The following is a 24,703-nucleotide window of genomic DNA, read 5'->3' on the forward strand; positions in this document are numbered from 1 at the left end:
TGGGTTCCGGGTTCTTCGCTGCGCGAAGCCCCGGAATGACAAGCGTCTGCGCCTAGCCGAGCAACATCGCTAGCTCACCCCCGCTGCTCGGCCTTGTCTCGCGCCCGCGCCTCGGCGCTGCGCTCCGTGGCCGGGCCGTAGCCGCCGGCTCCGGGCGTGATGATCTCGACGATCTGACCCTTTTCGAGCGCACCGTCGCCCTTGAAGAAGGGCACGACGCCTTCGCTGAAGACGAAGGAGCCGCCCTGCCCCTCGCCGCCGCCGGCGAGGCCCCAGGGTCGCGAGGTCAGGCGCGAATTATCGACGTTGAGCCGGCACGGCGCTTCCGCCCGGTAGACGCGGCGCAGACCCATGCCGCCGCGCTGGCGCCCGTCCCCACCCGAACCGTCGACCAGCTCGTAGCGCAGCAGGGTCAATGGATATTCGAGCTCCAGCGCCTCGACCGGCAGGTTCGAGGTGTTGGTCATGTGGACATGGACGCCGTGGAGCCCGTCCTTGTTGGTGCGGGCGCCGGATCCGCCGCCGATCGTCTCCAGATAGACCCAGAGTTCGCCGCTCCCGGGCTGCTCGCCGGCAAAGGTCGCCGAGGCGACCGCGCCCGAACAGGCCGCGATGACGCGGTCCGGCACGGCCTGCGCCAGAGCGCCATGGATCAGGTCCACCACGCGCTGGCAGGCGGCGATGCGGCCGTTGACGGCGGCCGGATGCACGCAGTTCAGCACCGTGCCTTCGGTCGCGGTGACTGTGAGCGGTCGCGCCAGCCCCGCATTGGGCGGGATGGTCGGGTCGGCAACGGTCTTGACCGCGTAATACACGGTCGAGAGCAGCGCGGTGTAGACCATGTTGAAGCCAGCGCGCATCTGCGGCGGCGAGTCGAAGGCGAGCGTCATCTCCTCGCCCGCGACGGTGATCGCGACCGAGAAGGTCAGGGCCTCGTCGATCTCGGGATTGTCGAAGGAATCGGAGAAGCGATAGGTCCCGTCGGGGATCGAGGCGATGCCGGCGCGCATCTTGCGCTCGGCATAGTCCTGCAAGGCCTTGCCGGCAGCGAGCACCGTGTCGCGGCCGTATTTGTCGCAGAGCGCGCGCAGCCGTTCGACGCCGAGGCGGTTCGCGGCCATTTGGGCGCGCAAATCCGAGAGACGCTCGCGCGGCACCTGACAGTTGAGCAGGATCAGCTCCTGCACATCCTTCATCAGCACGCCGCCGTCATAGAGGCGGATCGGCGGGATGCGCAGGCCCTCCTGGTAGATATGGGCGTGGCCGCGATCGGCGAAATCCGAGTGATGCGCGGTATTCACCGCCCAGGCGATCATCACGCCCTCATGGAACACCGGTTCGGCCAGGACGATATCGGGCAGATGGGTACCGCCGCCCTCATAGGCGTCGTTGCCGATGAAGACATCGCCCGGCTTCATATCCGCAACCGAATGACGCTTCAGGATATGCGGGATGATGCCGATGAAGGAGCCGAGATGCATCGGGATATGCTCGGCCTGACAGAGCGTCTGCCCCTCGACGTCGAAGAGCGCGGTCGAGCAGTCGCGGCGCTCCTTGATATTGGTCGAGTAGCTCGCCTTGACCAGGGCCTCGCCCATCTCCTCAGCGATGGAGGCGAAGGAGGAGCCGATGACCTCGACGGTGATCGGGTCGACGCTGACGGATGCGGAAGAGGTCATCACGGCATCTCCAGGATCAGGTTGAGATAGGGCTCGACCGTCGCGGTCATGCCCGGCAGCAGCACGGTCGTCGAATCCATCTGCTCGACGATGGCCGGGCCGATGAAGTGGTTGCCGGATTTGAGCTTGTCGCGGTCATAGATCGGGCAAGCGACGAAGCCGCCGGCCTCGGGGAACCAGACCTCGCGGCTGCCGACGACGGCATGGGAGGCGTCCGGCCCAGCATCGGGCTCCGGCCGGAAGGCCGCCTTGGGCACGAGGCCGACCGCCTCGACACGGTAGGTCACGACCTGCACCGCCTCGCCTTCGGCGACGAAGCCGTAGAGGCGCTTATGGGCGGCGGCGAAGCCCTCGGCCAGCGCCATGATGGTCGCGGGCGTGATCGGCCCGTCCGGAACGTCGATGGCGAGCTCGTAGTTCTGGCCGTGATAGCGCAGGTCGGCGGTGCGCTTCAGCCGGCGATCGGCCGAGGTGACGCCCTCCTCCGTGAACCAGTGATCCGCCTGTTCCTGCAGGGCGACGAAGATCTCCGCCATGTCCGGGACCAATGCTTCGGACAGTGTCGCGAGCCGCGTCGTGGCGAAGTTCGCGCGCAGGTCGGTGAGCAGGAGGCCGAGCGCGCAGCCGATGCCGGGATTGCGAGGCACGACGATGCGCTTCATGTCGAGTTCGCGGGCGAGCCTTGCCGCATGCAGCGGTCCGGCCCCGCCGAAGGCGACCAGCGCATAATCGCGCGGATCATGGCCGCGCTGGACGCTGATGACGCGGATCGCCTTGGCCATATTGGCGGTGACGACCGAGATGATGCCCTGTGCCGTCGCCATCAGGTCGAGGCCGAGCTCCTCCGCCAATCGACCGATCGCCTGTTTCGACAGGCTCTGGTCGATCGGCATGCGGCCGCCGAGCAGGTGCGTCGGGTTCAGGGTCTGGAGCACGACATTGGCATCGGTGACGGCGGGCTCGGTCGCGCCGCGTCCATAGCAGACCGGGCCTGGATCGGCGCCGGCCGAGCGGGGCCCGACCTTGAGAAGGCCGCCGGAATCGATCGCAGCGAGCGAGCCGCCGCCAGCGCCGACCGTGTGGATGTCGAGCATCGGCGCCTTGATCGGATAGCCATGGACATTGGCTTCGGAAGCCAGCTTCGCCTCGCCGTTGCTGAGCAGGGCGACGTCCGAGGAGGTGCCGCCCATGTCGAAGGTGATGAGGCTGGGAATGCCGATCATGGCGCCGATCGCCTGCGCCGCGACGACGCCGGTCGAGGGACCGGAGAGCACCGTGCGTACCGGCAGCCGCGCCGCCATGTCGAAACCGATGACGCCGCCATTGGACTGGGTCAGATGCGGCGTCGCCTTGAGGCCGAGTTCCTTCAGGCGGTCGGCGAGGCGGCGGATGTAGCCCTGCATGACCGGGCCGAGATAGGCGTTGACCACGGCGGTCGAGATGCGCTCGTACTCGCGGAATTCGGGCGCGACCTCATGCGAGGCGCAGATGAAGGCCTCGGGGAATTCCTCGGTGACGATCCGCTTGGCGGCCTCCTCGTGCTCTGGCCGGACGAAGCCGTAGAGGAAGCCGATGGCGATTGCCTTGACGCCCTCCGCCTTCAGCGCCCGCGCCGCCTGCCTGACAGCCTCCTCGTCGAGCGGCGTCTCGACCGACCCGTCATGGCGGACGCGTTCGGCAACGCCGAAGCGCAGGTCGCGGGTGACGAGCGGCGGCGCCTTGTCGGCCTGGAGATCGTAGAGATCGGGCCGCTTCTGCCGGCCGATCTCGATCAGATCGCGGAAGCCTTCGGTGGTGACGAGGCCGGTCTTGACGCCGCGATGCTGGATCAGCGCGTTGGTGCCGACCGTGGTGCCATGGCCGAAATAGGCGATGTCGGCTGGGCTGGCGCCGACGCGCTCGACGCCTTCCTGCGTGCCGCGCGCAATGGCGCGGGAGGGGTCGTCAGGCGTCGACGGCACCTTCCAGACCGCGACCATGCCGGTCGCATCCTCGAACAGGCAGACATCGGTGAATGTGCCCCCGGAATCGATCCCGATCCGCCACGCCATCTTTGTCTTCCTCCCTTACGGTACGGCGACCTCGGTCGGTTTCCACGCCACGCCATGGCCGAAGCCGCCCTGATAACCGCAGACCTGCGCCGCCTGCTTCGCTCCCGCAGCCAGCGCCGCTGGAATGCCGGCTCCATCCAGTATGGCCAGCAGGCAAGCGGCGATGAAACCGTCGCCGGCGCCGAGTGTATCCACCACCGATGCAGGGTTGGCCGCCTGCTCATGGAAACGGCCCGCGGCCAGCGCCATCGCGCCCTTCGCGCCGCGCGTCGCCACGACCATGCCTGCGCCCCAGCCGATGCAGCGCTCGAGCAGGGCGCGGCAGTCTTCGTCCGAGGCGGAAGGATGCGACAGGAACGCGATATCGATGGCCGGCAGCGTCGCCGCGAGGTTTTCGTCGGTCCAGCGTTCGGAGAAGTCGTAGGACAGGCGCCGGGCCGCGCCGCGGACCAACGGCAATGCGTCGCCGAGTTCGCTGTAGATGCTGGAATGAACGAGGTCGTAGCCGGCGATATAGGCGCGGTCGGCAGCGTCGAAGGCGCCCCATTCGCCCCGCACCCCGCGCTGGGAGCGCAGGAAGCGCCGATCCTGTCCGTCATGCCCAATAAAGGCGCGGGCGTTCGGGCCGGGCCTGATGCGGCAGCGCGTGGTATCGACACCTTCCTGTGCCAGGGCAACGCTCAGGAGCCTGCCGGCCTCATCCGAGCCGAGGCAACCGAGATAGCCTGTTTCCGCCCCCAGCCGCCTTGCCTGCACCGCGACATTGACCGCGTTGCCGCCGGGAAACTGGAGGCGACGGTCGACATAAGTGTCGACCGTGTTGTCCCCCAACCCCAGCAGCCTTTGCGGCATCACGGCAACACCTCGGATCAGTAGGCCACTTTCCACATGTAGCGGCGGGTCGTCAGCGGCTGGTTGCGCAGCACCGAGAGATGCGCGGAGAAGCGCTTGAGCGCCGCCTGCAGGACATAAGGCGCGACGATCGGGCGGATCTCCGGGTCGATGCCCTTCATCGCGAAGGCGCGGGAATCGTAGTTCATCACCCGCCCGGCATAGATGTCGCAGAACTTGACGACACGCTCCATCAGGGGCCGGCTCGGGTCTTCGCCGGTGATCAGGATCATCGGCGTCTGCTTGTCGACGATCTCGAAGGGGCCGTGGAAGAACTCGGCCGCCTCGATCGGATAGCTGTGCAGCCAGAGCATCTCCATGAGGATGCAGACGCCGAAAACGTAGGCCGTGGTGAAGCCGGGCCCGGAGGCGACGTGGTAGATGCGATCGTCACCCGCATAGGCCTCGGCATCGGCGGCGGCGCGTGTTTCGTTCTGCTCAGCCGCATCGCACATCGCCACTGGCAGCGCGTCGAGCGAAGCCAGGAGCTTCTCGCCGAGCGGCCAGCCTTCCTTGGCCGACATCAGGCCGCCGATCAGCGCCTGCATCAGCATGAACATGGCAGCGAAGGATTCGCTGGTGTCGCCGACGAGGAAATGCCGCGGCACCACCTGCGCCAGCGGCTTCTCGCCATACTGGCTGAAGGCGACGACCTGGCAGGGCCTATCCTTGAGGAAATGCGCGGCGGCGACCGTCTCCGGCGTCGTGCCGGATTTCGAGGCCAGCAGGACCAGCGTCCGCTCGTTCAAGCGCGGCGGGTCGATCGCCATGAACTCGGCCGGGAAATAGCGCCTGACCTCGATGCCGGGAGAATAGCGCTCCAGCCAGTACTGGATGCCGAGCATCGCGCGGTTCGCCGAGCCGCAAGCGACGAGATAGATGCGGTCGATCCCGGGAGCCATTTCCTGCCCCAGCGTATAGGCTTTCGGCAGCGCGGCGCGCGTCGGCTCCAGGCCGGACAGGACGGCGTCACGGTCGAAAGCGATGGACATGATGGGCTCCCGGACGGGCTTTCAAAGAGGCAGCAGAATTGGTATACACCAATTCCATATACCAACCCCTGTCAAGCCTGTTCCATGAGCTCCAAACGCCCCTCCCGACCAGTAGCGCTCCGCGACCGTTTCGCCTTAAAGACGAAGAAGGCGCCGCGCCTCGGATTCCGACAGCTGCGCACGTCGAAAGGCATGGGGACCGAGACGCAAGGCATGTCGAACCCGCTGAAGGGCGTCAAACCGATCTATGTCGAGGTGCAGGACTATCTCCTCGACCTCATCGGCGGGCCGGATTACGGCCCCGGCGACCGGATTCCGTCCGAGCGGACGCTGGCCGATGCGCTCGGCATCAACCGCATGACCGTGCGCAAGGCGATCGACCGGCTGGTCGAGCGCAATGTGCTGGAGCGCAATGGCACCAGCGGCACGCGCGTTCCGCTGGTCCAGGTCTCGCGGCCGATCGATGCGTCGGCTTCGCTCGGCATCGCCCGCATCATCCGCAATGCCGGCGGCGAGCCCGGCAGCAAGCTGCTGCATTTCGGCGAGGAAGCGGCGAGCGAGAGCATCGCGCAGCGCCTCGAACTGGCACCGGGCAGCACGCTGATCATGGCGCGGCGCCTGCGCAGCGTGAACGACGAGGCCTTCTGCATCGAGACGAGCTATCTGCCGGCCGGCAGCGTGCCCGGCCTGTCGGCCGAGGACCTGCTCTCCGGCCAATCGCTCTACGAGTTGCTGCGGCAGCGCTACGGCATCGAGATCAGCATCCGCGACCGCGAGATCAGCGTCGGCACGGCGACGGAGCGGGAAGCGCAACTGCTCGCATTGGCGCCGGGATCGCCGACATTGGTGCTGCGGATCGTGGCGCGGGACGGCGAGGGCCGGCCGGTCGAGTACATGCGCTCGGTCAACCACCCCCATCACGTCGTCTTCCGCAGCTCGACGCCCCCTGCCCGCGGCTGAGCGGCGTAAGCGATCTTCCTCTTCCTCTCCTTCCGCCGCCGGAGCCTCCCTGATGGGCATCACCATCGAAACCATCGAGCCGGACGCATCCCTGCCCGCTTCCAGCGATGTCGTCGTCATCGGCGGCGGCATCATCGGCATCACGACCGCGCTCTTCCTGGCGCGCGAGGGCATCTCGGTCACCGTCTGCGAGAAAGGCGAGGTCGGGCATGAGCAGTCCGGGCGCAACTGGGGCTGGGTCCGCGTCATGGGGCGCGATCCCGGCGAGATTCCGCTCGGGCTCGAAAGCATGCGGCTCTGGGAGGACATGGATCGGCTCGTTGGCGGCGATACCGGCTTCACCCGCTCCGGCATCGTCTATGTCGCCGACACCCCGGCCAAGCTCGCCGAGCACGAAGCCTGGCTGGAACACGCCAAGACCTACCAGCTCGACTCGCGCCTGCTCAGCACACGCGAGATCGACGCCGTCATCCCCGGAGGAAAACGCGCCTTTGCGGGTGCGATGTTCACGCCGAGCGATGCCCGCGCCGAACCGCAGAAGGCCGTCCCGGCGATGGCACGGGCGCTGCGCCGCCATGGCGGCACCGTGCTGACGCGCTGCGCCGTGCGCGGCATCGAGACGACTGGGGGACGCGTCAGCGCCGTCGTCACCGAGCGCGGCCGGATCGCCTGCCAGCGTGTCGTGCTGGCGGGCGGTGCCTGGTCACGGCTGTTCCTCGGCAATCTCGGCATCGACCTGCCGGCGCTTAAGGTGCTGGGCTCGGTGTTCCGGACCGAGCCGCTCGACGGGCCGCCGACCCATGCCGTCGGCGCCTCCGACTTCGCCTTCCGCAAGCGACAGGATGGCGGCTACACCGTCGCCCATCGCGGCGCGAGCGTGGCCGAGATCGTGCCGGACAGCTTCCGGCTCCTCTTCGATTTCCTGCCGTCCTTCGGCCGGCAGCGCCACGAATTACGGCTCAGGATCGGTGGGCGCTTCATCGAGGAGGCCCGCCGGAGGACCCGTTGGTCGCTCGACGACAAGACGCCGTTCGAGCAGACGCGCATCCTCGATCCGAAGCCGTCCGCGGCCATCCTGGAAGAGGCCAAGCGCAACCTGATCGCGGCCTTCCCCGCCTTCGCCAATCTAAGGATCAAGGAAAGCTGGGGCGGGCTGATCGATGCGACGCCCGATGCCGTGCCTGTTATCGGCGAGGTGCCGCGCCTGCCTGGCTTCTTCCTTGCCACCGGCTTCTCGGGCCATGGCTTCGGAATCGGCCCCGGCGCCGGACGCCTGATCGCCGATCTCGTCAGCGGCCGCACGCCGATGATCGATCCCAAGCCCTTCCGGCTGGAGCGTTTTTCGCGGCTGGAGCGGACGACGCGGGCGGGGTGAGTGTCAGGTTGAACTGCGACGCCGCCGTCATGCTCGGGCTTGACCCGAGCATCTCATGACATGGAGGCTCTCGCGCCTCCTCCTGCAAGAGATTCTCGGGTCTCCCTTCGGTCGCCCGAGAATGACGAAAGTATCGAGGCCGCTCAGGCGAGCGCCGCCTCGTCGAGCGAGTAGGCGGAGAAGAAGTTCGTTCCGCCCGGGTAGCACTTGAAGCCGCTGAGGCCTTTGACCATCGCATAGCCCTGCGAGCGCCAGGCGAGACCGACGAGCGGCGCCTGTTCCAAAGCGGATTTCTCCAGTTCGGCATAGATCGCCTTGCGCTTGGCCGGATCGAACTCGGCGCGGCCCTTGGCGAAGAGCGCATGGATCTCGGGCGTCGGGATCTGCCAGCTGCGTGCCATGTTGGCGGGTAGATCGCCATCGAGCAGCGGGGCGAGGCCGTCGGGGTCGTTATTGTCCGCCGTCGTGCCCTGGACCATGAAATCGTAACGACCCTTGCCGGCGAGATCGACGCGGGCGGCCCAATCCGGCAGGTTCAGCGTCGCCTGGATGCCGATCTCGGCGAGATTGGCCTGCACGACTTCGGCGGTGGACTTGTGCATGCCGTATTGCGCGGTCGAAAGCAGCGTGCAGGTGAAGCCGTTCGGCACGCCGGCCTCGGCCATCAGCTTCTTCGCCTTGGCCGGATCGTAGTTCCAGAAACCGGAGCGTCCCTTGTCGAAATAGGGGCTGCTCGAAGGGATCGGGATGCCCTCGAGCTTGCTCCCTCGCCCGAAGAAGGCGGCCTGCACGATATCCTCGCGGCGGATGGCATGAGCCACCGCCTGGCGCAGACGAACGTCCTTGAACGGCCCCGCGCCGCCATTGAAGTTCAGGCCCATGAAGGGGCCATCGACCGCGACAAGCCGCAGGCGGGAATCCTTCTCGATCGTGCCCATCGACTGCCAAGGCACGTATTCGATCAGGTCGATATCGCCGGCCTGGAGCGCGGCGACGCGCAGGTTCTCGTCGGCATAGGCGACGAGCCTGATGCCGTCGAGCTTGGGCAGGCCGGGTTTGTAGTACTTGTCGAACTTGGCGACCTCGATCGAGGCGCCGCGCTCCTGCCCTTTCAGCACGAAGGGGCCGGCGCCGACGCCGAGCCCCGCCCGGCCCTCGATCGAGTCCTTGGCGATGATCGGCATATGCGGGCTTGCGAGCCAGATCGGCAGCGTCACGGTCGGCTGCTTCATGACGATGCGGACGGTACGGGCATCGGGCGTCTCGATGCGCTCGACGCCGCCGAACTCGGCCTTCATGAAGGCTGTCGAATGGGGCGCGGCGACCTGCTCAAGCGTCCATTTCACGTCTTCGGACGTGACCGGCTTGCCGTTCTGGAACGTCGCCTGGCGGAGCTTGAAGACCCAGGTGGTTTCGCCCTCGCGCTCCCAGGATTCGGCGAGTTCCGGCCTGACCTCGCCCTTCTCGTCGAAGCCGGTCAGGCCGCGGAAGATCAGGAGCTTCACCGTCAGGGCAGCCGTCCCGGTATGGAGCCAGGGTTGGAGGCTGGGCGGGAAACTCGACAGGCCGAAGCGGAGGATTTTGCCCCCGGCTTGAGCATGAGCCCGCAGGCCCAGGAGAGGCAGGGCTGCACCGGCGGCGAGCACAGAGCGGCGAGAGATCGGCTGCATCGAATACCCCTCTCTATTGTATGGCGGCCTGAAAGGCCGAGAGGCAGAATGATTTGGTGTATACCAGATTGTCAATGCTTCTCCGGATCACAATGCCGGCGCTCTGACCAAAGGGCAGCTTCCGCCACCACGCATGGCAGAATGACACGCGTCAGGTGCGCACCTGCTGATACCGCAACGCAAAATGAGCCGCTTGCGCCCTCCTCCTCGGCTCGCCTCACGCATGGCATTGCCCCCGGAATCGGCGCTCGGCCAGCATCTTGACGGCGGGACCGCACCTTCAATGGTATATACCAAAACCGCGGTCAGCCGGTGTCGGCGCGCTACGAGCGCACCTCCTCGTGAGAGCCGTTCATCCGGGCAGATTGCGCTGACGCTTGACTTCCCGGCGAAAGCCTCACTAGCATCCCTTACTACAAGATATATTCTGCAATTATGGATTAATCTTGCAAAGAGGGGTATCGCCAATGAGCGAGACAGATGAAGGCAAAAGGCTTCTGCTGAAGGGTGGACTGATCGGCGGCCTCGCACTGGCCGCAGCGGCGAGTACGGCGCGGGAGGCGGCGGCGCAATCCGCGCCGAACAGCCTGCTGCGCACGGTGCTGGATCGCGGCAAGCTGATCGTCGGCACAGGCTCCACCAACGCGCCCTGGCATTTCGAGGACGAGAAGGGCCAGCTCGTCGGCATGGACATCACCATGGGCCGGATCCTGGCCAAGGGGCTGTTCGACGACGCGAGTAAGGTCGAGTTCGTCCGGCAGGACGCGGCCCAGCGCATCCCCAACATCAATACCGGCAAGGTCGACATCGTCATCCAGTTCATGACCATGTCTCCGGCGCGGGCGCAGCTCATCGCCTTCTCGCGCCCCTACTATGTCGAGGGCATCGCGCTCCTGACCCGACCGGACAGCGACAAGAAGAGCTTCGACGCGCTGCTCAAGGCGGGCTCCTCCGCCCGCGTCTCGATCCTGCAGAATGTCGATGCCGAGGCCTCGGTGAAGAAGGTGCTGCCGCAGGCGACCGTGATGCAGATCGACAGCCAGGCCAACGTCATCCTGGCGCTCGACTCGAAGCGTGTCGACGCTGCCGCCGTCGACCTTTCCACCGTCGGTTGGCTCGCCAAGCGCCATCCCGACAAATATGCCGATGCCGGCAAGTCCTGGAACACGATGCTCTACGGTGCCGGCATGAAGCAGGGCGACCCCGACTGGGTGCGCTTCGTCAACACCACCTTCGACATCGCGATCTTCGGGCATCAGAACGAGCTCTACGACGCGGCGGCGAAGGATTATTTCGGCGCGGAGCCGCCGCAGCGCCAGCCCGGCCTGCCGCGCTTCTGACCGTCCCACGCTTCGCACAAGGAAGGGCGTCCCTCACGCCCTTCCGCCCCCGATGCCCGGCTGACCTTCGGGACCATGGCGAACTATCACTTCAACTTCGCGATCGTCTGGCGCTATGCCGGCAAGCTGTTCGAGGGGCTCCTGCTCAGCCTCGAACTCGCGGCGGCGAGCATCGCGATCGGCATGGCGATCGGCCTCGTGCTGGCGCTGATCAGCCTGGACGGCCCGAAATGGGCGCGCCCACTGATCGCGGCCTATGTCGAATTCGTCCGCAACGTGCCGCTGCTGCTGCTGGTCTATCTCGTCTTCTACGGCATCCCCAGCGCCATCGACCTGCAATATGACGCCGTGACCTCCTTCGTCGCGACGCTCTCGATCTATTCCGGCGCCTATCTGGTCGAGGTGATGCGCGCGGGCCTCGAAGCCGTGCCGCGCGGGCTCATCGAGGCCGGCAAGGCGATCGGGCTCACCCCGATGAAGGTGCTCTGGCATGTGCGCCTGCCGACCGCGATGCGCATCGCCCTGCCCTCGCTGTCCAACACCTATGTCTCGCTGTTCAAGGACACCTCGATCGCCTCGGCCATCGCCGTGCCCGAGCTCGCCTATGGCATGCGCTGGATCGAGACGCAGACCTTCCGCACGGTCGAGGTCTATCTCCTGGCGACTCCGATCTACCTGATCACCAGCTACGCCATCCTGCTGCTGCTGCGCCTCGCCGAGCGGCGCTATTCGATCGCTCGGTGACGGCATGGCGATGCTGATCCAGACTCTGCCCTTCCTCGTCGACGGCCTGCTGACGACCCTGCTGGTCTCGGCCTGTGTGATCGTGCTGTCGCTGATCGTCGGTTTGCCACTCGGCTGCGTGCTCGCCTTCGGGCCGCTCTGGGCGCGCGTGCCGATCCGGCTCTATGCCGATTTCGTGCGCGGCGTGCCGATCCTCGTCCTGCTCTATTTCGTCTATTATGGCCTGCCGGCGATCAAGGTGAACCTGCCGAGCCTGCTCGCCGCGATCGTGGCGCTGACGGCGTTCAAGTCGGCGCAGATCATCGAGATCACGCGCGGTTCCTTCCAGTCGATCCCGGCCGGCCAGACCGAGGCCGCCAAGGCGATCGGGCTCACCCTGTTCGACCGCTTCGTGCATGTGCTGGCGCCGCAGGCCGTACGCCGCTTCCTGCCGCCCTTCGTCAACAGCGTCGTCGACACCGTGAAGGGCTCCTCGCTGGTCTCGCTGCTCGGGATCGTCGACCTGATGCTGTCGCTGCAGCAGGTGATCGGGCGCACCCATGTGGCGCTGCCGCTCTATCTCATCGGCGCGCTGATGTATTTCGCCATCAACTTCCCGCTCTCGGCGCTCAGCCGCCGGCTCGAGAAGCGCTTCGTCTGAAAGGAGGCATCCATGGCCGAAACGGATGCCCGTGCTTCCGCCGGAACACCGGTGATCGCGATCGAGGGCCTGACCAAGTCCTTCGGCGCCAATCAGGTGCTGAAGGGCGTCGACCTCCGCGTCGGCAAGGGCGAGGTCGTCGCGATCATCGGCCCCTCCGGCAGCGGCAAGACCACGCTGCTGCGCTGCATCAACTTCCTCGAAGAATATGACGGCGGCTCGATCCGGATCGACGGGACCGAGGTCGGCTATCGCGAAGGCTCGGGCGCCCGCAAGCGCCGCAGCGACCGGGAGCTGGCCGCGATCCGCGTCGATGCCGCCATGGTGTTCCAGCAGTTCAACCTGTTCCCGCATCTCACCGCCGCTGAGAACATCATGCTCGGCCTGATGAAGTCGCGCGGTCGGCCCAAGGCCGAGGCACGCGCCATCGCCGAGAAATGGCTCGCCCGCGTCGGGCTCGCCGCCAAGGTCGATGCCCTGCCCTCGCAGATGTCCGGCGGCCAGCAGCAGCGCGTCGGCATCGCCCGGGCCGTGGCGATGGAGCCGAAGGTACTGCTGCTCGACGAGATCACCTCCGCGCTCGACCCCGAACTGGTCGGCGAGGTGCTCGCCGTGGTGCAGGAACTCGCCGCCGAGGGGCGCACCATGATCCTCGTCACCCACGAAATGGCCTTCGCGCAGGAGGTGGCGGACCGCGTCGTCTTCACCGACCAAGGCCGGATCGTGATCGATGCCCCGCCCGCGCAGGTCTTCGGCGAGCAGCCGCATGAACGGCTGCGCTCCTTCCTGTCGCGCTTCGTCGGCTTCCGCCCCAATCCGGCGTGAGGACACCATGAACGCAGTGCTTTCGACCTTTCCCGACACGACGCCCTACCGGCGGCTGGCTGAACTCGGCCTGACGCTGCCCGAATTGCCGAAGCCGATCGGCAATTTCGCCACCCATGTCCAGGAAGGCGGCCTGATCTATCTCTCCGGCCAGGGGCCGACGCATGAGGACGGCCGGCTTCATACCGGCAAGGTCGGCCGCGATGTCAGCGTCGCCGAGGCCTATGACCATGCCCGGCTGACCGGCCTCAACCTGCTCGCCGTGCTGCACGAGGCGCTGGGCGATCTCGGCCGGGTGCGCCGGGTCGTCAAGCTGCTCGGCATGGTCAATGCCGAGCCGGATTTCAGCGACCACCCGGCCGTCATCAACGGCTGCTCCGACCTCTTCGTCGCCGTGTTCGGCGAGGCCGGAAAACATGCCCGCTCGGCGGTCGGCTTCGGCTCGCTGCCCAGACAGATCACCGTCGAGATCGAGGCGATCGTCGCCATCTCATGACCGGGGCGAACGCCCCGCCGCCTGCCGTCCAGGAGAATGCCATGTCTGCTTCCGACATCCGTCCGTCGCTGGGCCTGCGCCCCGTCATCAACGTCTCGGGGACGATGACGGCGCTCGGCGCCTCGATCGTGGTGCCTGAAGCGGTCGCGGCGATGACGGCGATCCTGCCGCAATTCGTCGAGGTCGACGACCTCCAGCGCAAGGCCAGCGCCGTGATCGCGCGGCTCTGCGGCAGCGAGGCCGGCTTCGTCACCGCCTCCTGCTCGGCCGGGATCACGCTCGCGATCGCGGGCGCCATGACGGGCGACGATCTCTATGCCGTCGAGCAATTGCCGGACGCCAGCGGCCTCAAGGATGAGGTCGTGGTGATGATGGGGCATATGGTCGGGTATGGCGCGCCTGTCGACCAGGCGATCCGGCTCGCGGGGGCAACGCCGATCGTCGTCGGGCAGGCCACCAGCGCCCGCGCCTATCAGCTCGCGGGGGCGATTTCCGAGCACACTGCGGCAGCCCTCTATGTCGTCTCGCACCATACGGTGCAGTACGGCCTGCTCCCGCTCGATGAGTTCGCAGCGATCTGCCACGAGCGCGGCGTGCCGGTTATCGTCGATGCGGCCTCCGAATACGACCTGCGCGGCTTCCTCGCTGCCGGCGCCGACATCGTGCTCTATTCCTCGCACAAGTTCCTGGGTGGACCGACCGGCGGCATCGTCGCCGGCCGCAAGGCCCTCGTCCGGGCCGCCTTCATCCAGAATGGCGGCATCGGCCGCGGCATGAAGATCGGCAAGGAAAGCGTGCTCGGCACGATGGCGGCGCTGGAGGCGTGGGAGAAGCGCGACCATGCCGGCATCAGGGCGCGCGAGCAGCGTGCGCTCGACCTCTGGCTCGCCCGCTTCAGCGACCGCCCCGGCGTGACGGCTGTGATCGAGCCCGACCCGACGAACAACCCACTCGACCGGATGAAGCTCTCGGTCGATCCCGAGCAGGCGCATATCACCGCCTGGGACCTGGCCGACGCGCTGGCGCGTGGCACGCCGCCCGTGATCGTCAGGGACCACGAGGTCGAGCACGGCCATTTCTACCTCGACCCCTGCAACCTGCACCCGGACCAGGAGGAGATCGTCGCCGAGCGCATCGTCGCCGAGCTGGAGACGGCGCGGCGCAGCAACACGATCATCGCGTCTCCGCTGATCGAACGCCGCAACCGGCGTGCCGCCTCGCTGGCGAAATGGCCGGATTGAGGACCGGTGCGCGTTGACAATCGCCGCGCGCCGATATTCTGTTATTGAGCATAATACTACATAATAAAAGAATGTGAGGGACCATGAAACGCCTGCTCGGATGCCTCCTCGCCTGCAGCCTGCTCACCGCCCCGTCCCTCGCTCCCGCTCAGGAGGCGGGCGGGATCGCGACCGTCGCGACCGTCGGCGAACCGCCGACCCTGGATCCGATGGTCTCGACCGCGGACCTCGTCGGGACGATCTCCCAGCATATCTTCGAGACGCTCTACACCTTCGACAAGAGCTGGAAGGTGACCCCGCTGCTCGCCGACGCGCTGCCCACGGTCAGCGCCGACGGCAAGAAGTACACGATCGCGCTGCGACCGGGCGTGAAGTTCCATGACGGCTCGGACCTCACCGCCGAGGATGCCGTCGCCTCGCTGAAGCGCTGGATGAAGCTCGCCTCGCGCGGCAAGCAGGCGGCGGGCTTCATCGAGAGCGTCGAGGCGGCGGGTCCGGCCTCGGTCGTCATCACGCTGAAGGAGCCTTACGCGCCGCTGCTCTCGCTGCTCGCCTTCAACAACTCCGCGGCGATCATCATCCCCGCGAAGAAGCAGGACGAGCCGATGAAGGAGTTCATCGGCACCGGCCCCTACATGCTGAAGGAGCGCAAGGCCGACCAGTATATCCAGCTCGCCCGCTTCGCCGGCTACAAGCCGCGTGACGGCGCCGGCGATGGTTATGGCGGGGCACGGCGCCCGCTGCTGGACGAGGTCCGCTTCGTGCCGGTTCCGGATGCCAATACCCGCGTCGAGTCGGCCGTCTCCGGCCAGTATTCCTATGTCGATGCGATTCCCGTGGAATCCTTCGACCGGCTGAAGGGCGCGGCCTCGCAGCCCGTCGTGCTGAAGCCCTTCGGCTATCCCGTCTTCGTCATGAACACTGCCGAGGGCGCGGCCAAGAACCTCGCCGTGCGCAAGGCGATCCGCACGGCGCTCAACATGGAAGACATGCTGGCGGCGGCGTTCGGAACCAAGGAGTTCTACGCGCTCGACGGCAATATCTATCCGCCCGGCTATGTCTGGAACACGGATGCCGGCGTGGCCGGGAACTACAATGTCGGCGACGCCGACAAGGCGAAGGCCGCGGCCAAGGCCGCCGGCTACAAGGGCGAGCCGATCCGCATCCTGACCAGCCGCCAGTACGAGTTCCACTACAAGATGGCGCAGGTCGCCGCCGAATACCTTAAGCTCGCTGGCTTTACCGTCGATCTGCAGGTGGTCGACTGGGCGACGCTGACCCAGCGGCGCACCGACAAGGCGCTCTGGGAGATCTACATCACCCATAGCCCCTTCCTGCCGGAACCGGCGCTGATCGGCTCGCTCTCGACCAGCTCGCCCGGCTGGTGGGACACCCCGGCCCGCAAGGCCGCCGTCGACGCCTTCACCTCGGAGGCCGACCCGGCCAAGCGCGCCGCGCTCTGGGCCAACGTTCAGAAGACGATCTATGACGAGGTGCCCTTCATCAAGATCGGCGACTTCAACGCCCTCTCCGCGAAATCCGCCAAGCTCGACGGCGTCGTCCCGGCGCCCTGGCCGTATTTCTGGAACGTCACCCTCAAGAAGTGATCCCCCTCGCCGTCCGGCCGCGTGATCGCTGCCGGACGGCGAGCAACGAGAGGTCGCGCCATGGTCGGCTACATCCTTCAACGCCTATCCGGCATGATCGCGGTCATGCTGCTCGTCGTCACGATCGTCTTCGTGATCGTGCGCGTCACGCCGGGCGATCCCGCCGCGGTGATGCTCGGCCCCGACGCCACGGCGCAGGACGTCGCCGACCTGCGCACAAGGCTCGGCCTCGATCGCTCGATCCTGTCGCAATACGTGATCTATGTCGGGCAGTTGCTGCGCGGCGATCTCGGCCAGTCGATCTTCCTGAACATGCCGGTGACCTCGGCGCTGATGGAGCGGGCGGAGCCGACCTTCTTCCTGACGCTGCTCTCGCTGGCGATCGCGAGCACCATCGCCCTGCCGGTCGGCATCTATGCCGCCTACCGGCGCGGCTCCTTCCTCGACCAGGCGGCGACGACGCTCGCCATGCTCGGCGCCAGCATCCCCGGCTTCTGGCTGGGGCTGATCCTGATGCAGGTCTTCGCGGTGCGTCTCGGCATCCTGCCGGTCTCCGGCTATGGCGGCCCCGATACCAGCCTGCTGGAGCGCATCAAGCACCTGATCCTGCCGGCGGTCGCGCTCGGGCTCGTCTCCTCGGCGCTGATCATGCGCTTCACCCGCGCCTCGATGCTCGACGTGCTCGGCGACGACTATATCCGCACCGCCCGCGCCAAGGGGCTGGGCGAGCAGAAGGTCGTCCTGACCCATGCGCTGAAGAACGCGCTGATCCCGATCCTGACCGTGCTCGGCCTCACCGCCGCCGTGCTGATCTCCGGCGCGGTGGTAACCGAGACCGTGTTCGGCCTGCCGGGCGTCGGCAATCTCGTGGTCTCCGCCGTGCTCAGGCGCGACTATCCCGTCATCCAGGGCGCCCTGCTCGTCATCGCCGGCCTCTACGTCCTGATCAATTTCGCGATCGACATGCTCTATCTGCTGGTCGATCCGAGGGTGCGCTACTGATGACCGATCTCGCTCCCGACGCACCGGCACCGAACCGCGGCCGGACATTCCTCCGCCATCTGCTGAAGCGCCGCATGGTGGCGTTCGGCCTCGCGATCCTGATCGTCTTCGTGCTGCTGGCGGCCCTTGCGCCGCTGCTCGCACCGTATGCGCCGGGCCGGCTCTCGATCGTCAACCGGCTGAAGCCGCCCTCAGGCATCTACTGGTTCGGCACGGACGAGTTCGGCCGGGATATCTTCTCGCGCATGCTCTATGCGGGCCGGCTGTCGCTTTCGGTCGGCGCGGCCGTCGTCGTGCTGTCCTCGCTGATCGGCGTGACGCTCGGGCTGCTCGCCGGGTTCTTCAAGCGGCTGGATACGCCGATCGCGCGCCTGATCGACGCGATGATGGCCTTCCCCGACATCCTGCTCGCGATCGCGCTCGTCGCGGCGCTCGGCCCCTCGCTGATGACGGTGATCATCGCGCTCTCGATCGTCTATGCGCCCAGGCTCGCGCGCATCGTACGGGCCGCGACGCTGGTGATCCGCGAGTTGCCCTATGTCGAGGCGGCGCGCGCCTTCGGCAACCCGACCCTGCGGATCATGTTCCGGCATGTCCTGCCGAACATCGTCTCGCCGATCACGGTGCAGGCCACCTTCATCTTCGCCAGCGCCATGCTGGCCGAGGCTGGGCTCTCCTTCCTCGGGCTCGGCGTCAGCCCGGACATCCCGACCTGGGGCACGATGATCTCGTCGGGCCGGCAATATATCGGCCAGGCCGACTGGATGACCTATTTCCCCGGCCTCGCCATCGTGCTCGCCGTGCTCTCCCTGCAGATGGTGGGCGACGGCCTGCGCGACCTGCTCGATCCGCGCCTGCGGAAGGACCTCTGATATGACACCTGCCACGCGGCAGCCGCTACTCATCGCCAATGTGAAGCCGGTCGCCTTCGGACCGGCGATCCCTGCCGCGGCCACCGACATCCTGGTCGGTGGCGACGGCAGGATCGCGGCGATCGGTGCAGGGCTGGCGGCGCCGGCCGATGCGCAGCGGATCGACGGCAAGGGCGCCTTCGTCTCGCCGGGCTGGATCGATCTCCATGTCCATGTCTGGCATGGCGGCACCGACATCTCGCTCCGGCCGAGCGATTGCGGGGCCGAGCGCGGCGTCACCACGATGGTCGATGCGGGTTCGGCCGGCGAAGCCAATTTCCACGGCTTCCGCGAATATGTCATCGAGCCGGCGCGCGAGCGGATCAAGGCCTTCCTCAATCTCGGCTCGATCGGCCTCGTCGCCTGCAACCGCGTGCCGGAGCTCCGCGACATCAAGGATATCGACCTCGACCGCATCATCGAATGCTATGCCGAGAACAGCGAGCATATCGTCGGCCTCAAGGTGCGCGCGAGCCATGTCATCACCGGCTCCTGGGGGGTAACGCCGGTCAAGCTCGGCAAGAAGATCGCCAAGATCCTGAAGCTGCCGATGATGGTCCATGTCGGCGAGCCGCCGGCCCTCTATGACGAGGTGCTGGAGATTCTCGGACCGGGCGACGTCGTCACCCATTGCTTCAACGGCAAGGCGGGTTCGAGCATCCTGGAGGACGAGGACCTGTTCAAGCTGGCCGAGCGCTGCGCGGCCGAGGGCGTGCGGCTCGATATCGGCCATGGCGGCGCCTCCTTCTCCTTCAAGGTGGCGGAGGCCGCGATCCAGCGCGGATTGATGCCGTTCTCGATCTCGACCGACCTGCATAATCGCTGCATGAACTTCCCGGTCTGGGACCTCGCGACGACGATGTCGAAGCTGCTCTCAGTCGGCATGCCCTTCGACGCCATCATCCAGGCGGTGACCCATGCCCCTGCCTCGGTGATCAAGCTCGACATGACGGACCGGCTGACCGTGGGCCAGCGCGCCGATTTCACGATCTTCGACATCGTCGACAGCGATCTGGAAGCGACCGATTCCAATGGCGACGTCTCGCAGCTGACGCGGCTGTTCGAGCCGCGCCATGCCGTGATCGGCACTGATGCGATCACGGCCAGCCGCTATGTGCCGCGTCCGCGCCGGCTCGTCCGGCATAGCCATGGTCTGTCCTGGCGTTGACTTGGCGAGCAAGAGGGATGAAAGCGCAGGTATGAGCAAGGTCCCGACGACGCAGGATAGCGAAAGCGCACCGGAAGCAACCGGGCAGCGGCGCTCGCGCGTCAGCGGCATCGATCGCGCCGTGCAGATCCTCGACCATCTCCAGCAGGAAGGGCGGGCGCTGACCGCCTATGAGATCGCCCGTGCCATCGGCGCGCCGCTCTCGACCGTCTATGCCATCGTCGAGGATCTGCTCGAAAAGAGCCTGCTGGCCCGCGCCGGCGACGGCGGCGTCTGGCTGGGACCGAGGCTCTACCATTACGGCCTCGCCTATGCGCGCGATCTCCAGGTCATCAATGTCGCGACGCATGAGATGCATGTGCTCTCGCGCGAGGTCGGCGAAACCGTGCAGATCTGCGGCCGCGACGGCGGCATGATGGTGGTCGAGGCCATGGCCGAAGGGCCCGGCCATTTCGTCATCACCTCGCGCGTCGGAACGCGCGTGCCGTTGAACTGGACGGCCTCGGGCCGGCTGCTGGTGGCCGGGCTCGACGAGGCGGAGCGGGCTGCCCTCTTCCGCAAGAGCGCCAAGGCCTCGCCGACGGGCCGCGCCGTCACCGACCCCTCCACCCTGCTCGCCCAGTCGCGCGACGCCCTGACCGCAGGCGTATCGATCCAGGCCGGAGAGTCGGATTACGCCGTCGCCTGCATCGCGGCGCCGGTACTGGACGAGGCCGGCACCTGCCCGATCACGGTCTCGATCGTGCTGCCCGAGTTCCGGGTGAACGAGGAGCACGCGAATTTCGTCGAGGCGGTGAAGGCCGCGGCCCGGCGGATCGAGGAAAAGCTCGGCTGGCGCATGGGCTCCTTCGCCGCCGGGCGCAAGTTCGGCTGAAGCGCGCCTTTAGGCCCTAGACCTGGATCAGGCGCTGGACCTGGGCGCCGTCGAGCTCATTCATCGGGCCGGATAGCACGACCTCGCCGCGATCCATCACGAACATCGTGTCGGCGAGATCGCGGGCGAAGTCGTAATATTGCTCGACCAGCACGATCGCCATGCCGCCCTTCTGGCGCAGATAGTCGATGGCGCGGCCGATATCCTTGATGATCGAAGGCTGGATGCCCTCGGTCGGCTCGTCCAGCACCAGCAGCCTGGGTCGGGTGACCAGCGCCCGCGCAATCGCGAGTTGCTGCTGCTGGCCACCCGAGAGGTCTCCGCCGCGCCGGCCCAGCATGGTCTTCAGCACGGGGAACAGGTCGAAGAGTTCATCCGGGACGAAGCGCTCGCGGCGCTTCAGCGGCGCGAAGCCGGTCTCCAGATTCTCCTTCACCGTCAGCAGCGGGAAGATCTCCCGCCCCTGCGGCACATAGGCGATGCCGGCCCGCGCGCGATCCTCGCTGCGCAGGGCCGAGATGTCCTCTCCGTCGAGGCGGATATGGCCCCCGGAAATCGGCTGATGGCCGACGATGGCGCGCATCAGCGAGGTCTTGCCGACGCCGTTGCGGCCCATCACGCACGTGACCTTTCCGGTCTCGGCGGCGACGGAGACGCGACGCAGCGCCTGGGCGGCGCCGTAATGCAGGTTGATGGCGTTGACATCGAGCATGCGGTCACCGCCCCAGATAGACTTCGACGACGCGCTCATTGGCGCTGACATGATCGAGCGGACCTTCCGCCAGTACCGAGCCCTCGTGCAGCACCGTGACCTTCACGCCGAGCTCGCGGATGAAGCCCATGTCGTGCTCGACGACGATGACAGAATGATCCCGCGCGATCTCCTTGAGCAGCACGGCCGTCTGCGCGGTCTCGCCATCGGTCATGCCGGCGGCCGGCTCGTCGATGAGCAGGAGCTTGGGGTCCTGGGCCAGCAGCATGCCGATCTCCAGCCACTGCTTCTGGCCATGCGAGAGCGAGCCCGCCAGCCGCTCGCGACGATCGGCGAGGCGGATGATGCCGAGGATCTCGTCGATGCGCTTCTGCTGCGGAGCCTCCGTCTTCCAGAACAGCGTCTTGCCGACCGTGCGCTTCGATTTCAGCGCGAGCAGGATATTGTCCTCGATGGTGTGGAAGTCGAAGACGGTCGGCTTCTGGAACTTGCGGCCGATGCCGAGATTGGCGATGGCGGCCTCGTCGAGCTTCGTCAGATCGACGCTGCCGCCGAACATCACGGTGCCGACATCGGGCTTCGTCTTGCCAGTGATGATGTCCATCATCGTGGTCTTGCCGGCGCCGTTTGGACCGATGATCGCGCGCATCTCGCCGGGCTCGATGGTCAGCGACAGGCCGCGGATGGCCTTGAAGCCGTCGAAAGAGACGCTGACGCCGTCGAGATAGAGCAGCGAGGAGGTGAGAGCGCCGGGCACCGGAGCGTTCATGACCGCTACTCCGCCGGGGCCGGCTCGGCGGCCGGGGTTCCATCCGGCTTGCGGCGGCGCGCCCAGAGCGCCTCGGCCGTGCCGAGAATGCCCTTGGGCAGGAAGAGCGTGACGACCACGAAGAGGCCGCCGAGCGCGAAGAGCCAGTAGGGCGCCATGAAGCCGGAGGTGAACATCGTCTTGGCCCAGTTGACCACGACCGCGCCCAAGGCCGCGCCGACCAGCGTGCCGCGCCCGCCGACCGCGACCCAGATCACGGTCTCGATCGAGTTGGCCGGGGCGAATTCGCTGGGGTTGATGATGCCGACCTGCGGCACGTAGAGCGCGCCCGCGACGCCCGCCATGCAGGCCGAGACGGTGAAGACGAAGAGCTTGAAGCGATCGACGCGGTAGCCAAGGAAGCGCGTGCGGGACTCGGCGTCGCGGATCGCGATCACGACCTTGCCGAGCTTCGAGACGACAATGCCGCGCGCGATCAGGAAGCCGGCCGCCAGCATGACGCAGGTCATGGAAAACAGAGCGGCGCGAGTCGCTTGCGCCTGGATGTTGAAGCCGAGAATGTCCTTGAAATCGGTCAGGCCGTTATTGCCGCCGAAGCCCATGTCATTGCGGAAGAAGGCGAGCAGCAGCGCATAGGTCAGCGCCTGCGTGATGATCGAGAGATAGACGCCCGTAACGCGCGAGCGGAAGGCGAACCAGCCGAAGACGAAGGCGAGCAGGCCGGGCACGGCCAGCACCATCAGCATGGCGAAGGGGAAGGAGGAGAAGCCCCACCAGTACCAGGGCAGTTCCTGCCAGTTCAGGAAGACCATGAAATCCGGCAGGATCGGATTGCCGTAGACGCCGCGCGAGCCGATCTGGCGCATCAGGTAGAGGCCCATGGCGTAGCCGCCGAGTGCGAAGAAGGCGCCGTGGCCCAGGCTCAGGATGCCGCAATAGCCCCAGACGAGATCGAGCGAGACCGCGAGCAGCGCGTAGCAGAGGTACTTGCCCCAGAGCGACATGGTCGAGGTCGGGACATGGAAGGGCGAGGATGCCGGCAGCAGCAGGTTCGAAAGCGGCACCAGCACCGCCAATGCCAGCAGCACGGCGAGGAAGATGCCGCCGCGCCGGTCCATGTTCTGGAGGAGGAAGCGGGTAATCATGCTTCCACCGCCCGGCCCTTGAGCGCGAACAGGCCGCGGGGGCGCTTCTGGATGAAGAGGATGATGCAGATGAGCAGCGCGATCTTGCCGAGCACGGCGCCGGCATAGGGCTCGAGCAGCTTGTTGGCGACGCCGAGCGTCATCGCGCCGACCAGCGTACCCCACAAATTGCCGACGCCGCCGAAGACCACGACCATGAAACTGTCGATGATGTAGCTCTGGCCGAGATTGGGGCTGACATTGTCGATCTGCGAGAGCGCGACGCCGGCCAAGCCCGCGACGCCCGAGCCGAGCCCGAAGGTCAGCGCATCGATACGGCCGGTGCGGATGCCCATGGCGGAAGCCATGCGCCGGTTCTGGGTGACGGCGCGCATCTGCAGGCCCATCGGCGTGAGCTTGAGGATGGCGAGCAATGTGCCGAAGACCAGAGCCGCAAAGACGATGATCCAGAGTCGGTTATAGGTGACTGCTAAACCACCGAGCTCAAAGGCGCCCGACATGAAGGACGGCGCGCCGACCTCGCGATTGGTCGGGCCGAAGGCGGTCCGGACCGCCTGCTGCAGGATCAGGCTGATGCCCCAGGTCGCGAGCAGCGTCTCCAGTGGGCGGCCGTAAAGGAAGCGGATGACGCCGCGCTCGATGGCAATGCCGACCGCGCCGGCAACGATGAAGGCCGCCGGCAGCGCGATGGCGAGCGACCAGTCGAAGAGCCAGGGCGCATGGTTACGGATCAGCTCCTGCACCACGAAGGTCGTATAGGCGCCGAGCATGACCATCTCGCCATGGGCCATGTTGATGACGCCCATGACGCCGAAGGTGATGGCGAGGCCGATGGCAGCGAGCAGCAGGACCGAACCGAGCGAGAGCCCGTACCAGAGGTTCTGCGCGGCGGCCCAGAGCTTCAACCGGCCTTCGATGGCAGTGATCGCCTTGGCCTGCGCGTCCTTGAGAGCCGGCGTCGCGTCGCCCGGCAGAGCGCGCAGCGTCGCCAGCGCGTCCTGATCGCCACGCTCGCGCAGAACCTCGATCGCCGCGAACCGGTCCAGCGGCTGTACGTCGGGCTTGGCGATGAGGATCGCGGCCTGGGCCTGGCGCAGGGCTGCGAGCGCGCGCGGGTTGGTTTCCTTGCCGATGGCCGCCTCGACGATCGGCAGCAGGCCGGCATCGCGGGACTTGAATACCGCTTCGGCCGCAGCGGCGCGCTTCGCCGGATCAGGATTGAGCAGACCGAGGCCACCGAGCGCGGCTTGCACCGCGCGGCGCACGGCATTGTTGAGACGGACGGGCTTCACGTCGGCGGGAGAGGCTGCGAGCGCGGCGCCCGTTTTCGCATCGACGAAGCTACCGGTAACCGTCTTCACGGCGACACCGCCGGGCCCGGCGAGCAGGCGCCCGTCGCTCAGGGCCTCGACGACCAGCGCCGCATTGGGGTGAGCCGTCGAAACGAGAATCTCGATCGCGCGGGAGGTGTCGGAATAGCTGTCGGCGGCCAGCCGCGTGAAGGCTTCGTCGGCGGTCTGCGCGAAGGACGCGACCGAGGCCGCGACCAGCGCGACGAGGATAACGAGCGCATGCTTCAGGCGGTGGAAGATCGGCATCGATCCGGTTCGC

At 66.9% G+C, this 24,703-nt stretch carries 22 protein-coding genes; 13 read left to right on the plus strand and 9 right to left on the minus strand.

Annotated features, from left to right (window positions below; genetic code table 11):
• Positions 1 to 74: 74 nt before the first annotated feature.
• The 4 genes from AC3WMA_RS00615 to AC3WMA_RS00630 are packed head-to-tail and all read right to left on the minus strand — an operon-like array spanning position 75 to position 5,613.
• Positions 75 to 1,679 carry a hydantoinase B/oxoprolinase family protein gene (locus tag AC3WMA_RS00615; protein ID WP_492283485.1) on the minus strand — a complete coding sequence of 535 codons (1,605 nt, stop codon included), beginning with the start codon at positions 1,677 to 1,679 and terminating at the stop codon, positions 75 to 77.
• On the minus strand, positions 1,679 to 3,730 hold the full coding sequence (locus AC3WMA_RS00620) for a hydantoinase/oxoprolinase family protein (RefSeq protein WP_492283486.1): 2,052 nt from the start codon (positions 3,728 to 3,730) through the stop codon (positions 1,679 to 1,681). The genes AC3WMA_RS00615 and AC3WMA_RS00620 overlap by 1 nt, the downstream gene beginning before the upstream one ends.
• A gap of 15 nt (positions 3,731 to 3,745) precedes the next feature.
• A complete protein-coding gene (locus AC3WMA_RS00625) occupies positions 3,746 to 4,582 on the minus strand; it encodes a PfkB family carbohydrate kinase (protein WP_492283487.1) in 837 nt (278 codons plus the stop codon).
• Positions 4,583 to 4,599: 17 nt separating this feature from the next.
• On the minus strand, positions 4,600 to 5,613 hold the full coding sequence (locus AC3WMA_RS00630) for an SIS domain-containing protein (protein ID WP_492283488.1): 1,014 nt from the start codon (positions 5,611 to 5,613) through the stop codon (positions 4,600 to 4,602).
• Positions 5,614 to 5,826: 213 nt separating this feature from the next.
• Here AC3WMA_RS00630 and AC3WMA_RS00635 point away from each other — a divergent pair, with 213 nt between their 5' ends.
• Both AC3WMA_RS00635 and AC3WMA_RS00640 read left to right on the plus strand, forming a co-directional pair.
• Positions 5,827 to 6,573, plus strand: coding sequence for a GntR family transcriptional regulator (locus AC3WMA_RS00635; RefSeq protein WP_492283489.1), 747 nt, complete (start codon positions 5,827 to 5,829; stop codon positions 6,571 to 6,573).
• 49 nt (positions 6,574 to 6,622) lie between these two features.
• On the plus strand, positions 6,623 to 7,948 hold the full coding sequence (locus AC3WMA_RS00640; protein ID WP_492284720.1) for an NAD(P)/FAD-dependent oxidoreductase: 1,326 nt from the start codon (positions 6,623 to 6,625) through the stop codon (positions 7,946 to 7,948).
• Positions 7,949 to 8,091: 143 nt separating this feature from the next.
• Here the strand turns inward: AC3WMA_RS00640 and AC3WMA_RS00645 are convergent, their stop codons facing one another.
• Entirely contained in the window at positions 8,092 to 9,618 is a 1,527-nt protein-coding gene (locus AC3WMA_RS00645) for an ABC transporter substrate-binding protein (protein WP_492283490.1), read from the minus strand.
• Between the two features lie 467 nt (positions 9,619 to 10,085).
• Here AC3WMA_RS00645 and AC3WMA_RS00650 point away from each other — a divergent pair, with 467 nt between their 5' ends.
• The 11 genes from AC3WMA_RS00650 (at position 10,086) to AC3WMA_RS00700 (ending at position 20,466) form a co-directional block, all read left to right on the plus strand.
• The gene (locus AC3WMA_RS00650) at positions 10,086 to 10,958 is read left to right on the plus strand and encodes a transporter substrate-binding domain-containing protein (protein WP_492283491.1); all 873 of its coding nucleotides are present in this window, start codon (positions 10,086 to 10,088) and stop codon (positions 10,956 to 10,958) included.
• A gap of 75 nt (positions 10,959 to 11,033) precedes the next feature.
• Positions 11,034 to 11,702: an amino acid ABC transporter permease gene (locus AC3WMA_RS00655; RefSeq protein WP_293806435.1), complete on the plus strand. Its 669-nt coding sequence runs from the start codon at positions 11,034 to 11,036 to the stop codon at positions 11,700 to 11,702.
• Positions 11,703 to 11,706: 4 nt separating this feature from the next.
• Positions 11,707 to 12,342, plus strand: a complete 636-nt coding sequence (locus AC3WMA_RS00660; protein WP_492283492.1) for an amino acid ABC transporter permease — start codon at positions 11,707 to 11,709, stop codon at positions 12,340 to 12,342.
• A 12-nt stretch (positions 12,343 to 12,354) separates the two neighbouring features.
• On the plus strand, positions 12,355 to 13,167 hold the full coding sequence (locus tag AC3WMA_RS00665) for an amino acid ABC transporter ATP-binding protein (protein WP_492283493.1): 813 nt from the start codon (positions 12,355 to 12,357) through the stop codon (positions 13,165 to 13,167).
• 7 nt (positions 13,168 to 13,174) lie between these two features.
• On the plus strand, positions 13,175 to 13,663 hold the full coding sequence (locus AC3WMA_RS00670; RefSeq protein WP_257731863.1) for a RidA family protein: 489 nt from the start codon (positions 13,175 to 13,177) through the stop codon (positions 13,661 to 13,663).
• A gap of 41 nt (positions 13,664 to 13,704) precedes the next feature.
• On the plus strand, positions 13,705 to 14,904 hold the full coding sequence (locus AC3WMA_RS00675) for an aminotransferase class V-fold PLP-dependent enzyme (RefSeq protein WP_492283494.1): 1,200 nt from the start codon (positions 13,705 to 13,707) through the stop codon (positions 14,902 to 14,904).
• 83 nt (positions 14,905 to 14,987) lie between these two features.
• Complete coding sequence (locus AC3WMA_RS00680) at positions 14,988 to 16,511, plus strand: ABC transporter substrate-binding protein (RefSeq protein WP_492283495.1); 1,524 nt, start codon at positions 14,988 to 14,990, stop codon at positions 16,509 to 16,511.
• A 60-nt stretch (positions 16,512 to 16,571) separates the two neighbouring features.
• Positions 16,572 to 17,513, plus strand: coding sequence for an ABC transporter permease (locus tag AC3WMA_RS00685; protein WP_492283496.1), 942 nt, complete (start codon positions 16,572 to 16,574; stop codon positions 17,511 to 17,513).
• Positions 17,513 to 18,385 (plus strand): ABC transporter permease, encoded by an 873-nt coding sequence (locus AC3WMA_RS00690; RefSeq protein ID WP_492283497.1) that lies wholly within the window; start codon positions 17,513 to 17,515, stop codon positions 18,383 to 18,385. Before AC3WMA_RS00685 ends, AC3WMA_RS00690 begins: the two co-directional genes overlap by 1 nt.
• A gap of 1 nt (position 18,386) precedes the next feature.
• Complete coding sequence (locus AC3WMA_RS00695) at positions 18,387 to 19,592, plus strand: amidohydrolase/deacetylase family metallohydrolase (protein ID WP_492283498.1); 1,206 nt, start codon at positions 18,387 to 18,389, stop codon at positions 19,590 to 19,592.
• Between the two features lie 31 nt (positions 19,593 to 19,623).
• Positions 19,624 to 20,466, plus strand: a complete 843-nt coding sequence (locus AC3WMA_RS00700) for an IclR family transcriptional regulator (RefSeq protein WP_492283499.1) — start codon at positions 19,624 to 19,626, stop codon at positions 20,464 to 20,466.
• A gap of 16 nt (positions 20,467 to 20,482) precedes the next feature.
• Here AC3WMA_RS00700 and urtE read toward each other — a convergent pair whose 3' ends face one another.
• Genes urtE through urtB form a run of 4 tightly spaced genes read right to left on the minus strand, consistent with a single transcriptional unit; the run spans position 20,483 to position 24,690 of the window.
• Positions 20,483 to 21,178, minus strand: coding sequence for an urea ABC transporter ATP-binding subunit UrtE (gene urtE, locus AC3WMA_RS00705; RefSeq protein WP_492283500.1), 696 nt, complete (start codon positions 21,176 to 21,178; stop codon positions 20,483 to 20,485).
• A 4-nt stretch (positions 21,179 to 21,182) separates the two neighbouring features.
• A complete protein-coding gene (gene urtD / locus AC3WMA_RS00710; protein WP_492283501.1) occupies positions 21,183 to 21,947 on the minus strand; it encodes an urea ABC transporter ATP-binding protein UrtD in 765 nt (254 codons plus the stop codon).
• Between the two features lie 5 nt (positions 21,948 to 21,952).
• Positions 21,953 to 23,092 (minus strand): urea ABC transporter permease subunit UrtC, encoded by a 1,140-nt coding sequence (urtC, locus tag AC3WMA_RS00715; RefSeq protein WP_492283502.1) that lies wholly within the window; start codon positions 23,090 to 23,092, stop codon positions 21,953 to 21,955.
• The gene (urtB, locus tag AC3WMA_RS00720) at positions 23,089 to 24,690 is read right to left on the minus strand and encodes an urea ABC transporter permease subunit UrtB (RefSeq protein ID WP_492283503.1); all 1,602 of its coding nucleotides are present in this window, start codon (positions 24,688 to 24,690) and stop codon (positions 23,089 to 23,091) included. Before urtB ends, urtC begins: the two co-directional genes overlap by 4 nt.
• Positions 24,691 to 24,703: the final 13 nt, after the last annotated feature.

Source organism: Allobosea sp. FW305-C-101 (assembly GCF_058783685.1).